Origin of the sequence: Plantibacter sp. VKM Ac-2876 (assembly GCF_015350715.1) — a bacterium.
Taxonomy (GTDB): domain Bacteria; phylum Actinomycetota; class Actinomycetes; order Actinomycetales; family Microbacteriaceae; genus Plantibacter; species Plantibacter auratus.
Map to the genome: position 1 here is coordinate 739,188 of NZ_JADKSI010000003.1, position 12,031 is coordinate 751,218.

10 protein-coding genes are annotated in these 12,031 nt (G+C 67.6%); 5 read left to right on the forward strand and 5 right to left on the reverse strand.

Going from position 1 to position 12,031, the window contains the following annotated elements; translation table 11 throughout:
• Positions 1-176: 176 nt before the first annotated feature.
• From ITJ62_RS15930 to ITJ62_RS15940, 3 genes are all read right to left on the reverse strand, one after another.
• Complete coding sequence (locus ITJ62_RS15930; RefSeq protein WP_228498537.1) at positions 177-1,151, reverse strand: metallophosphoesterase; 975 nt, start codon at positions 1,149-1,151, stop codon at positions 177-179.
• A 148-nt stretch (positions 1,152-1,299) separates the two neighbouring features.
• The gene (locus ITJ62_RS15935; protein WP_194604148.1) at positions 1,300-3,852 is read right to left on the reverse strand and encodes a transglycosylase domain-containing protein; all 2,553 of its coding nucleotides are present in this window, start codon (positions 3,850-3,852) and stop codon (positions 1,300-1,302) included.
• A 121-nt stretch (positions 3,853-3,973) separates the two neighbouring features.
• Positions 3,974-6,325, reverse strand: a complete 2,352-nt coding sequence (locus tag ITJ62_RS15940; protein WP_194604151.1) for a transglycosylase domain-containing protein — start codon at positions 6,323-6,325, stop codon at positions 3,974-3,976.
• Positions 6,326-6,433: 108 nt separating this feature from the next.
• Between ITJ62_RS15940 and ITJ62_RS15945 the strand changes: the two genes are divergently transcribed.
• Positions 6,434-6,589 (forward strand): hypothetical protein, encoded by a 156-nt coding sequence (locus ITJ62_RS15945; protein ID WP_162852301.1) that lies wholly within the window; start codon positions 6,434-6,436, stop codon positions 6,587-6,589.
• Between the two features lie 23 nt (positions 6,590-6,612).
• The gene (locus tag ITJ62_RS15950) at positions 6,613-7,083 is read left to right on the forward strand and encodes a RidA family protein (RefSeq protein ID WP_175117467.1); all 471 of its coding nucleotides are present in this window, start codon (positions 6,613-6,615) and stop codon (positions 7,081-7,083) included.
• Between the two features lie 83 nt (positions 7,084-7,166).
• Here ITJ62_RS15950 and ITJ62_RS19375 read toward each other — a convergent pair whose 3' ends face one another.
• Entirely contained in the window at positions 7,167-7,418 is a 252-nt protein-coding gene (locus ITJ62_RS19375; RefSeq protein ID WP_370581972.1) for an endonuclease domain-containing protein, read from the reverse strand.
• On the opposite strand from ITJ62_RS19375, the gene ITJ62_RS19095 reads away from it, so the two are divergent.
• The gene (locus ITJ62_RS19095; RefSeq protein WP_228498539.1) at positions 7,338-7,706 is read left to right on the forward strand and encodes a hypothetical protein; all 369 of its coding nucleotides are present in this window, start codon (positions 7,338-7,340) and stop codon (positions 7,704-7,706) included. The genes ITJ62_RS19375 and ITJ62_RS19095 overlap by 81 nt on opposite strands.
• A 461-nt stretch (positions 7,707-8,167) precedes the next feature.
• Here the strand turns inward: ITJ62_RS19095 and acs are convergent, their stop codons facing one another.
• Entirely contained in the window at positions 8,168-10,159 is a 1,992-nt protein-coding gene (gene acs, locus ITJ62_RS15960) for an acetate--CoA ligase (RefSeq protein WP_194604157.1), read from the reverse strand.
• 411 nt (positions 10,160-10,570) lie between these two features.
• Here acs and ITJ62_RS15965 point away from each other — a divergent pair, with 411 nt between their 5' ends.
• Both ITJ62_RS15965 and ITJ62_RS15970 read left to right on the forward strand, forming a co-directional pair.
• Positions 10,571-11,215, forward strand: a complete 645-nt coding sequence (locus ITJ62_RS15965; protein ID WP_194604161.1) for a SatD family protein — start codon at positions 10,571-10,573, stop codon at positions 11,213-11,215.
• The gene (locus ITJ62_RS15970) at positions 11,212-12,009 is read left to right on the forward strand and encodes a hypothetical protein (RefSeq protein ID WP_194604164.1); all 798 of its coding nucleotides are present in this window, start codon (positions 11,212-11,214) and stop codon (positions 12,007-12,009) included. Before ITJ62_RS15965 ends, ITJ62_RS15970 begins: the two co-directional genes overlap by 4 nt.
• Positions 12,010-12,031: the final 22 nt, after the last annotated feature.

Here is a 12,031-nt window from a genome sequence, read left to right on the forward strand (position 1 = left end):
ATCCGCCGGGCTTCTCTGTTTTCCCCGGGCTGGCGGTCCGCTGGGCTGGCGGGTTGCACATCCCGCTACCCCGACAGCAAAGCCCGGTCAGACGAGAAATCGTCTGACCGGGCTTCTCTGTTTCCCCGGGGAGGGTGTCCCGGTCCCTGAGCCTGTCGAAGGGCAGCCGGGCCCGGTCAGACCACCGTCCGACGGGGGAGGAGCGTCACGAGCGACGCTTCCGGCCGGCAGGCGAAGCGCACGGGCGCGTAGATGGACGTGCCGACGCCCGCGGACACGTTCAGGTACGCCGAGCGGAGCGCGTGGCGCCAGACGCTGAGCCCCTTCACCTGCTTACGAGGGATGTCGCAGTTCGTCACGAGCGCACCGTAGCCCGGCACGCAGACCTGACCACCGTGGGTGTGCCCTGCGAAGATGAACTGCGCCCCCTGCGTCACGAAGGCGTCGAGGACTCGCCGATACGGAGCGTGCATCACGCCCACCGTCACGGTGTGCGCCAGGGACGGGTCGTCGGTCTCCAACGTCTCGGCGTCCAGTCGCTCGTCGATGAGTGCGGTCAACGTGTCCAGACGGTCGAAGTGCTTGTGCGGGTCGTCGACGCCGAACAGGTCGAGGCGGGTCCCGCGGACCGAGATCTCACCGACCGCGTTGTTGAGGTCGATCCAGCCGAGTTCGTCCATGAAGAACCGCTCGAGCGCGCCCGTGTCGAGTGTCGTCGGGGAGACGTGCTTCGAGGAGGTCTGTGTGAAGTACTTGAAGGGGTTCTTCGCGGTCGGACCGTAGTAGTCGTTCGAGCCGTGCACGAACGCCCCCGGAACCCCGGCGAACACCGAGAGCGCAGCCCGGATCCCGTCGATGCCCTGCTCATGTCCCAGGTTGTCGCCCGTGTTGATCACGACGTCCGGCCGGAGATCGGCCAGCGACCGCAGCCAGGCCTGCTTCCGGCGCTGCCAGGGCGCCATGTGGAGGTCGGAGAGGTGCAGCATGGTGATCGGCTCGGCGTCGGGCGGCAGGACCGGAGCGGTCACCCTCCGGAGGGTGAACGCGTTGCGTTCGATGACCGCCGCGTACCCGAAGGTGAGGGCCCCGAGGCCTGCCACGACGGCCGCTGCCGTTCCGAGTCTGCCGCCGGTACTCATGGGTGCCGCCATCGATCGTCTCCTCCTCGGTCGTCGAGTGGTGCCGACCGTCCCACGAGCGTACCCGCTGACCCCTCCGAAGACGCCCGGAGCGCATCCGCGGCTACGACGAGGGGCCCGGTCGACATCCGACCGGGCCCCTCGTCATCGCGTCAGAGCGTCAACACTTGTTCTTCGTGATCGTCACGGTGATCTTCGCGTCCTTCTTCGCCTGGGAACCCGCTGGCGGATCCACGCCGGTCACCTTCGTGGCCGTAGCCGCGGGATCCGCGACGCACTTCTGACCCACGTTCGAGAATCCGGCACCCTGGATGGCCGCCTTCGCATCGTCGAAGCTGGCTGCAGCGCTCACATCAGGGATCACGCCGACCAGGCCGTTGCTCGTGTACACGGTGATGATCGAGCCCTTCGGGACGGTGCCGGCAGGGTTCGTGCTGGCAGCCTGACCCACGGGGAGGGCGGAGTCGGCGGCGCCACCGTTCTCGAAGCCGAAGCCGGCATCCTCGAGGATCTGCTGCGCCTCCTCGATGGACTTCCCGGCGACGTCCGGTACCTGGACGGATTGGCCGTTGATGAGGGATGGATCCGGGTCGCCGAAGGCTGTGCCGCCGTACTTGCCGTTGGCGACCTCCATGATGCGGGGCCAGATGGAGTGACGGAGGACCGCGACCTGCCCGGCGTCGAAGTAGGTACGTCGGAGGTTGACGTGACCGGTGGCATTGAAGACGCCGACGATGGTCGCCGCGGAGGTGCTCGCACCGCTCATCCAGGTGGCCTCGTTGTTGTCGGTCGTGCCGGTCTTACCGATGAGCGGGATACCGTCACCGATGCGGGATGCGCTCGTCGTACCACCGTTGAAGGTCGCCTGGAGGGCGACGTTCGCGGTCGCCGCGACGTTGGGCTCAAGACCCTGGCGGCAGTTCGCCGCCGGAACGGGGATCTCCGTGCCGTCGGGCTTGACGACGCGATCGATCGCGATCGGGTCGCAGGTCACGCCGCCGGATGCGAAGGTCGCGAAGGCCGTCGCCATGCTCAGCGGGGCGACCTCGTTCGTGCCGAGCACGGTGGCAGGGGACTGCAGGAGCGGCCCGCCGTCGGCCCGGTGCACGCCCATCGACTCGGCCGTCTTGCGGATACCACAGAGGTCGAGCTGCTTCGACATGGCGATGAAGCCGGTGTTGATCGAGGCCTTCGTGGACTGCAGCGCCGTGTAGTACCCGCCGTTGCCGCCCTCGTCGTTGCCGGGGTTCCAGTCGGAACCGGCGTAGACCGTGCCGCCGTCGGCGCAGGAGTCCTTGAACGTACCCCATGGCGATCGCTTGCGACCGTCGACGCCCTCGTTCAGGCCGTGGCCCTCCTTCAGCCACTCGGCGAGGGTGAAGGTCTTGTACGTCGAGCCGGGCTGGAAACCGCTGGACCCGCCGTAGTCGTAGTCGGTGTTGTAGTTGACGCCGCTGAAGTTCGCTCCGGTCGCAGCGATCTCCGGATCGTTCGTGTAGTCCTTGTTCTGCGCCATTGCGAGGATCCGGCCGGTCTTCGGCTGGACCGTGACGGCGACCGCTCCGATGTCGAGCTGGTCGCTCGCGTGCGGGATGTACGCGTCGAGCGCAGTCTGTGCGGCCCACTGCAGGTCGAGGTCGAGTGTGGTGAACACGCTGTAGCCGCCGCGGTTGAACGCCGCCCACCGCTCGTCCTCGGTCTCACCGAAGATCGGGTTGTTCTGGAACACCCGCGTGACGTAGTCGCAGAAGAACCCGGAGCCGGGGCTGATGTTCACGGCCGTCTGGCAACCGGTGCTCGCCGGCGTGATCGTGGGCGTGATCACGGTGGCGATGGCCACGTCGAACTGCTCCTGCGTGATCTTGCCCTCCTTGATCATCTGCTTGAGGACGTAATCGCGGCGGTCCTTCGTCAGCGCGTAGCCGTTGGCCGCGCCGTTGGTCTCGCTCTCGGGGCGGTCGAGACGCAGCGTCTCGGGGTTGTTCACGATCGCCATCAACGTCGCGGCCTGCTCCAGGTTGAGGTTCGCCGCGTTCGTCGCGAAGTAGTAGTTGGCAGCGGCTTCGATGCCGTAGGTGCGGCCGCCGAAGCCGGCGATGTTCAGGTAGCCCCGGAGGATGTCCTGTTTGCCGTAGCGCTTCTCGAGGCCGATGGCCATGCGCATCTCCTTGAGCTTGCGCTCCGGAGTGGTCTTGGTGGCCTCGTCGTAGGCGGCCTCCATCTTCTCCTTGTCGGTGATCGCCTCGGCCTTCTGCACGAGCACGTTCTTCACGTACTGCTGCGTGATCGACGAACCACCCTGGAGGTCGTTGCCGGACAGGCTGATCGCGGCAGCACGGATCGTGCCCGTGAGGTCGACACCGCCGTGCTCGTAGAAGCGCGGATCCTCGGCCGAGACCGCCGCATCCTTCACGAACTGGTTGATCTGGTCCCAGCCGACCTCGATGCGGTTCTGCGTGTAGAACGACGCGAGGAGTTGCGGCGTACCGGCACTGTCGGTCGCGTAGATGTTGGACTTCTGCGCCAGCTCGTCGAGGGCCAGGTAGTCGGGCAGACCATCGAACACGTTGATCGTGCTGTTGGTCGCGATCCCCGTGACGGCGAGCGCCGGGGTGACCGTGGCGGTGACGAGGACGCCCGCGGCGACACTCAGGCCGAGGAAGCCGAGGAAGCCGCCGAGCACACCGGTGGCCGTGCGATGTTGTTGAGGCATGGATCGATGCTAAGCGACAATCCTGAAAAAGGCCCGCTCAGGGCTGCGTTGAAACCCGATCGTTGCCGCCGGGCGCACCGATGCGGCTGCCGGTCGGCGTGCGACCGGCAGCCGCACCCGATCATCCGGGCGAGCCGTTCCCGTTCCCGTTCCCGGCCCCGCCGCCGTTACCTGGGACGTTCCCCGGGGCTGCGGGCCCGCCGTCCTCGCCGGTCCCATCGGTGTCCCCGCCGTCGTCCGGGGCCGGTGTCGGCGCTTCGCTCGGGGCCTGCGTCGGGTCGGCGGTGGGTGTCGGCGCGGGCGTCGAGTCCTCCTCGCTGCTGCCGGAACCGTCGCCCTGCAGCGTGGCGCGATCCGCCTCGGGGAAGTCGCCACCTGGATATTTGGCGAGCGCGGCGGACATGACCGCCGGCCAGATGTAGTGCCGCATGGACGCGACCTGGGTTCCGCCGATGTAGGTGTCGCGGAGGTTGACGTGTCCGCTGACGTTGAAGGTGCCGACGACCGTCGCGACCGTCGTGCTCGCACCGCTCATCCAGGTCGCTTCGGCGTTGTCGGTGGTGCCGGTCTTGCCGATCAACTCACCCACGCCGTCGGTGCGGGCGCCCGACGCGGACGCGGTGCCGCTCGACACGACGCCCTGGAGGACGTCGTCGGCCGCGGCCGCCACCTTCGCATCGACGGATTGACGACAGTTCGCCGAGGGGACCTCGGCGGTGGAACCGTCGGGCTTCGTGATCGAGTCGATCGCGATCGGGTCGCACGTCTTGCCGCCGGCGGCGAGCGTCGCGAAGGCGGTCGCCATGCTCAGCGGAGCGACCTCATTCGTGCCGAGCACGGTGGCGGGGGAATTGTTCAGTGGCGCGCCGTCGGCACGGTGCACACCCATCGACTCAGCGGTCTTGCTGATGTCGCAGAGGTCGAGCTCCTGCGCCATCGCGATGAACGCGGTGTTGATCGACTGCTGCGTGGCGCGTCTCACGGTGTAGGACCCCGATTCGCCCTCGTCGTTCCGCGGACTCCACCCGGCCTCGGCCTGCTCCGTCCCACCCGGGACGCAACTGTTGGTGAAGGTTCCCCAGTCGGATCTGCGGTTCGCGTTGATCGACTCGTTGACGCCCTTGCCTGACTTCAGCCAGTCCGTCAGGGTGAAGATCTTGTACGTCGACCCGGGCTGGAAGCCCGCCGAGCCGCCGTAGGCCTGGTCAGTGTTGTAGTTGATCGCGCTGTAGTTGGAGCCCGTCGCGAGGACATCGGGATCCTGCGAGTAGTCCTTGTTCTGGGCCATGGCGAGGATCCGCCCGCTCCCTGGCTGCACGCTCACCGAGACGGCGCCGAGGTCGAGTTCCGTGGTCGTCTTCGGGACGTACTCGTCGATGGCCGCCTGCGATGCGTTCTGCAGGTCCAGGTCGAGGGTCGTGAAGACGCTGTACCCGCCGCGCTTGAAGTTCGTCCACCGTTCGTCCTGTGTGGAACCGAAGATCTCGTTGTTCTGCAGCACGTTCGTCACGTAGTCACAGAAGTAGGCGGACGACCCGGCCGCGGAACAGCCGGTGACGGGCGGCACGATCGTCGGGGTGATCGGGATCGCCACGGCGGTGTCGTGCTGCTCCTTGGAGATCTTCTGCTCCTTGAGCATCTGGTCGAGGACGTAGTCCCGTCGCGTCTTCGTCAGGGCGTAGCCGTTCGCCGCGCCGTTGTCGGCGCTGTCGGGCTTGTCGATCCTGAGGTTCTCGGGGTTGTTGACGATCGCGAGCAGGGTCGCCGCCTGCTCCAGCGTGAGGTTCGCCGCCGTGGTGTTGAAGTAGTAGTTGGACGCAGCCTCGATCCCGTAGACGCGTCCGCCGAAACCGGAGATGTTGAGGTACCCGCGGAGGATGTCCTCCTTGCCGTACGTCTTCTCGAGGCCGATCGCGAGTCGCATCTCCTTGAGCTTGCGCTCCGGGGTCGTCGCGGTCGCCTCCTCGTAGGCCGCGTCGCTCTCCTTCTTGTCGGGGATGGCCTCGGCCTTCTGCACCAGGACGTTCTTCACGTACTGCTGCGTGATGGAGGAGCCACCCTGCGTCGAGCCGCCGGCGGCGTTGTTGACGACCGCTCGGACGGTGCCCGCGAGGTCGATGCCACCGTGTTCGAAGAAGCGGGGGTCCTCGGCCGAGACGGCGGCGTCCTTCGCGAACTGGGAGATCTGGTCCCAGCTGTCCTCGATCCGGTTCTGGTCGTAGAAGGAGGCGAGGAGCACCGGGTTGCCGGCGGAGTCCTTGGCGTAGATGCTCGACTTCTGGGCGAGCGAGTCGAGCTGGAGGTAGTCGGGGAGGCCGTCGAAGACGGAGATGCCCGTGGAGGTGGCGAGACCGGTCATCGCGATGGCAGGGGTGACCGCGGCGGTGGCGAGCACACCGGCGGCGACGCTCAAGCCGACGAAGCCGAGGACGCTCTGCGCGACCGTCTTCGCGGGGGTACGTGGTTCAGGCATAGGATCGAAGGTAAGCGGGGAAACTGTGAGCGAGCTTCACTTGGGGCTCGCCATGAGCATCCCCTGCGCCTCCGCCTCGTCGCGCGGAGCGCCCGATCGAGGAGAGACATGACCCGCTGGGAGTACCTCACCACGCCGTTGATGATCCACAACACGGCAGCCATCCTGAACAACTGGGGCGGGGAGGGTTGGGAGCTCGTCCAGGTCGTCACCGGTCCGGAGGGTGGGCTCGTCGCCTACCTCAAGCGCCCCATCGCCGACTGACCCGACGTCCCGGAGGAACCCCCATGTCCCAGATCGCCGACCGACTCGCCGAGCTCGGTATCACCCTGCCCACCGTCGTCCCGCCCGTCGCCGCCTACATCCCCGCGGTGGTCTCCGGCGAGCACGTCTTCACCTCGGGCCAGCTGCCCATGACCGACGGCAAGCTCCCCGCCACCGGCAAGGTCGGTGAGGGCGACGGACTCGTCTCGCCCGCCGACGCCAAGTCCTACGCCCGGACGTGCGCGCTCAACGCGCTCGCCGCGGTGGAGAGCCAGATCGGTTCGCTCGACCGCGTCACCCGCATCGTCAAGGTCGTCGGCTTCGTCGCCTCCGACCCGGCGTTCACCGGCCAGCCCGGCGTCATCAACGGTGCGTCAGAGGTCCTCGGCGAGATCTTCGGCGACCTCGGCGTGCACGCCCGCTCCGCCGTCGGCGTCGCCGTGCTCCCGCTCGACTCGCCCGTCGAGGTGGAGCTCATCGTCGAGTTCGCCTAGCGCGCGGCGTCACAACAGGAGATCCGCTCCGCAGCAGGAGAACGTAGTCATGTTCATCCTGTTGCGGAGCAGATCTCCTGCGTTCACCACTGATGCCTGCCTTGCGAGATCGCGTCTGAGATCTCGCGCTCGACGAGTGTCCACTCGTGCATGACCTGCTGGTAACTGAACCGCAGGACGGTGTGGCCGGACAGCGCGAGACGGCGATCCTGCGCGAGGTCGCGGCTCCGTTGTGACGCATCCTGATGCGGAGCGTGTCCATCGAACTGCAGGACGAGGCGTTCGCCGATGAGTCCGTCGACCCGGTGACCGTCGACCACGACCTGCTGGCGCATATGGACGCCGATCCGCGCGAGACGGATGCGCGGTATCGACTCGATGCCCGAGTCGGAGAGGTGGCTGACGCGGTCGATCACCCTTCTGAATCGGCGGGAACGGATCGGCAACAGTCTGAGACGGTCGAGGTCGACATGGCCGACGCGGACAGCCGATTCGAAGACCGCGAGCGCGCGTTCGAACGGTTGGCACTCGGCGATGTGGACGAGCGCATTCACCGGTGGCTGCACCAGCGTGCGGGTGGACACCGGCGCCGGAGTCGCGCTCCAATGGAGCCGCAGCCCTGATTCAGTCGTCGCGGCAGACGTCGAGGGGACGGAGAGATGGACGAACCCGTCAGCGAGGTTCCACCAGCCGCGACGACCGGCGATCGTCAGACACGTCAATCGTCCGCCGCGCGTCGCCGCGAAGAGGAGCTGAGGATCACACGCCTCGGTCACCAGCCAGTTACGCCTCACGACTCGGACCGAGCCTGCTTGCTTTGCTCGTTCGATGCCGTGCTTGGTCGCTCCTGCATCGAGCGCGTCGAGACGATGCACGATCCCATCGCGCCGGTCGATCCACGGGGTGAGGTCCATCACCTCAGCTTCGCTGGCCGGGCGCGGCCACATGCCCCACCCAGGCGCGCTGGGGATGGGGCGCCCGCGAGTCTGCCCTGTGGAGCACAGGAGATCCGCCCCGCAGCAGGACGAACGTGGCTACGTTCTCCTGCTGCGGAGCGGATCTCCTGCTGCGACGCTGTGAGGACCTACGTGCTCTTCACCATCTTGTCGGTGATGATCTGCATGACCGTGGTGTCGGCGAGCGTCGTGGTGTCGCCCACCTCGCGGCCCTCGGCCACGTCGCGCAGGAGACGACGCATGATCTTGCCCGAGCGCGTCTTCGGCAGCTCGTTCACGAGGTAGACCTCGCGTGGGCGGGCGATCGGACCGATCTGTTCGCCGACCCAGCTGCGGAGCGCCCCGGTGATGTCCGCGAGTCCGGACGCCTGCTCGAGGTGGGACTCCTTGATGATGACGAAGGCGACGACCGCCTGCCCGGTGGTCTCATCGGCCGCACCGACCACGGCGGACTCGGCCACCATCTCGTTGGCGACGAGCGCCGACTCGATCTCAGCGGTCGAGAGTCGGTGTCCGGAGACGTTCATGACGTCGTCGACGCGGCCGAGCAGCCAGACGTCGCGGTCCGAGTCGAGTCGGGCACCGTCGCCGGCGAAGTAGAACGGGCCGCCCTCGACGTCCCAGAACTTCTCCCAGTAGGTCTCCTTGAACCGCTCGGGGTCGCCCCAGATGCCGCGGAGCATCGACGGCCAGGGCTCGGTCACGACGAGGAGTCCGCCACCGCCGGCACCGACCGCGTCACCCGCGTCGTCGACGACGTCGATGGCGATGCCCGGGATCGGGACCTGCGCGCTGCCGGGCTTCGTCGACGTGACACCGGGGAGGGCCGACACCATGATCGCCCCGGTCTCCGTCTGCCACCAGGTGTCGACGATCGGCGCGACCTTGTTGCCGATGATCTTGCGGTACCACATCCACGCCTCGGGGTTGATGGGCTCGCCCACCGAGCCGAGCAGGCGGAGTGACGAGAGGTCGAACTGCTTCGGGATCTTGCGACCGAGCTTCATGAAGGAGCGGATCGCCGTCGGAGCCGTGTAGAAGATGCTCACGCCGTACTTCTCGATGATCTCCCACCAGCGTCCCGGGTGCGGGGCGTCCGGCGTGCCCTCGTAGAGCACCTGCGTCGCGCCGTTCGCGAGGGGGCCGTAGGTGACGTAGCTGTGACCGGTGATCCAGCCGATGTCGGCCGTGCACCAGTACACGTCGGTCTCGGGGTGCAGGTCGAAGACGTTCTTGTGGGTGAAGGCCGTCTGCGTCAGGTAGCCACCCGAGGTGTGCAGGATGCCCTTCGGCTTCCCGGTGGTGCCGGAGGTGTAGAGGATGAAGAGCGGCTGCTCGGCGGGGAACGGTTGCGCGTCGTGCTCGGGTTCGGCGTCGGCGATGGCCTCGTGCCACCAGAGGTCGCGTCCGGCCGTCCAGTCGACCTCGTTCTCGCCGCGACGGACGACGAGCACGTGGTCCACGGTCGCCTGCTCGGGCAGCTCGCCGCGGCTCGCGAGCGCCGCGTCGACGGCGGGCTTGAGTGCGGAGACCTTGCCCTTGCGGTAGCCGCCGTCGGCGGTGATGACGAGCTTGGCCTCCGCGTCGTCGATGCGGGAGCGCAGGCTGTCGGCGCTGAACCCGCCGAAGACGACCGAGTGCACCGCGCCGATGCGCGCGACGGCGAGCATGGAGACGATCGCCTCCGGGATCATCGGCAGGTAGATGGCGACCCGGTCGCCGGCTTCGACGCCGAGGCTGGTGAACAGGTTGGCCGCGCGCTTGACGTCTGCCGTGAGTTCGGCGTAGGTGATCGTGCGGGTGTCGCCGGGCTCGCCCTCCCAGTGGAGGGCGACGCGGTCGCCGTTGCCGGCCTCGACGTGCCGGTCGAGGCAGTTGTAGGCGACGTTCAGCTCGCCGTCGTCGAACCAGGTCGCGAAGGGAGGGTTCGACCAGTCGAGGGTCTTCGTGAACGGCTTGCTCCACGTGAGCAGCTCGCGGGACTGCTCGGCCCAGAAGCCGAGCCGGTCACTCGACGCCCGCTCGTAGAGCTCGGCGCTGGCGATCGCCTGCGCGGCGAACTCCTCCGACGGTGGGAATCGTCGGTCTTCGTGCAGCAGGCTGTCGATCTGAGTGCTCATCGTGTGTGTCTCGCTCCCTTGCGAATCCGCGTTCCTGACCCGACCTGCCGAGGCGGGTCGAGTCCGTGCCATGCACGAGCGTAGCGCGTTCTCGGTTGCGGATTTGTCACCCATCCGAACAAACTCGTGGGCCCAGTCTGTGAATGATCTGGGCATGGTAGGGAAACCACTCGATCTGGGGTCGTCTGAGTGCTTGTGTTCCCCGTTCACTGGCGTACACTTGGACCCGGCCGAATACACATTCGTGCATGCAGTGCCAGCGATTCCCCCCAATCCGGCACTGTAGAGGCGGCACCCATTCCCCCCAATGGGTGCCGCCTTCTTCTGTCTCCGGCGCCGGCTGCGGGTGGCCACCGGGGAGTATTCGAATATTGCTTATAGTTCTGCAAGTATCAGCTCTATGCTTCTGAGATGACCGATCTCCTCCTGGCCGTCGTCGTCGACATCGTGGGTTCCCGCCGTCTCGACGATCGCACCCGGGCTCAACGCGCGATCCAGGACGTCTTCCTCCAGGTGGAGGCCACCTGGCCCGCCGAGCAGCCGCTGCGTCCCACGGTCGGCGACGAGTTCCAGGTCGTGTACGCGGACGTCGCGACCGCACTGCGTGCCACCACCCTCGCACGGCTCCTGTTCCCCGCGGAGGTCGACTGCCGGTTCGGTCTCGGCTGGGGCGAGGTCACGGACATCGACGCCGGCCAGGATGCTCTCATCCAGGACGGCTCCGCCTGGTGGCGGGCCCGAGCCGCCATCGATGAGGCGCATCGACGGGAGGACAAACGTCAGCCGTACCTGCGATCGTGGTTCGAGGGCGAAGCACCCCAGGACGGAGACGCCATCGTGAACGCACTCCTCACCCTGCGCGATCACACGATCGATCAGATGCGGAACCCCCGACAGCGGCAGCTCGCCGCGGGTGCGCTCCTCGGCCGATCACAGGAGTCGATGGCGGCCGACGTCGGCATCTCGCAGTCCGCGGTGTCGCAGAACCTGCAACGATCGGGCGGCGCCGCGCTCGTCTCGGCCCTCGACCTGCTCGCCGGGGCGCCGATTCGATGATCACGGCCGTCCTGCTGCTCATGATCGGGGTCGCCGACATCTGTCGTGGACTGATCCGGGGCCCGCGCTGGTCGCCGGCCATCGGGCTGGTGGTGGTCTGGTTGTTCGCCGTGTTGAGCCTCGGGCTCGACTGGTGGTGGCCGACGCTGACCGGCCTCGTCGCCCTCGGGTGGATCGTGACCATGCCATCCTCGGACACCTCGAGACCGCGCGGACTCTGGCCCGTGCTGCTGCTCGGTCTCCTCGTCGTCGCCTCCACGCTCGTGTTCGGGGCGGGCGGGACGGCCGACAGTGCCGCAGCGCAGGTCTACGAGGACTTCGACCTCGGCGTGCTGCAGGAGGTTCCCCTGGCCCTCGCCGTCGCAGCCGGATCCACGCTCGTCTTCCTCACCCGGAGCAGCAACCTCATCGTGAGGGCCTCGCTGCGCCGCGCGCGTGAGGACGATGAGCCGCAACCGACCGCCACACCCGCCTCCACCTGGACGGTCAAGGTCCGCGGTCGCGAGTGGGGGAGCGTCGAGCAGGACGGCACACCGCTGCGTCCGACGACGCAGCTGCTCGGCGGCCGACTGATCGGGCCGCTCGAACGCGTCTTCATCGTCGTCCTCGCGCTGAGTGGCACCGGCATGGTGATCGCCGCCCTCGTCGCGGCGAAGGGCATCGTGCGCTTCCCGGAGATCTCCAAGGATCGCGGGGTCGGCGGCAAGGCGGAGGAGTTCCTCGTCGGCAGCTTCACGAGCTGGGCGATCGCCGCTGCTGCGGTGCTCTACCTCTGGGTGATCGCCGCCGGGTGAACCGACACGAGGTCCCGCGTCG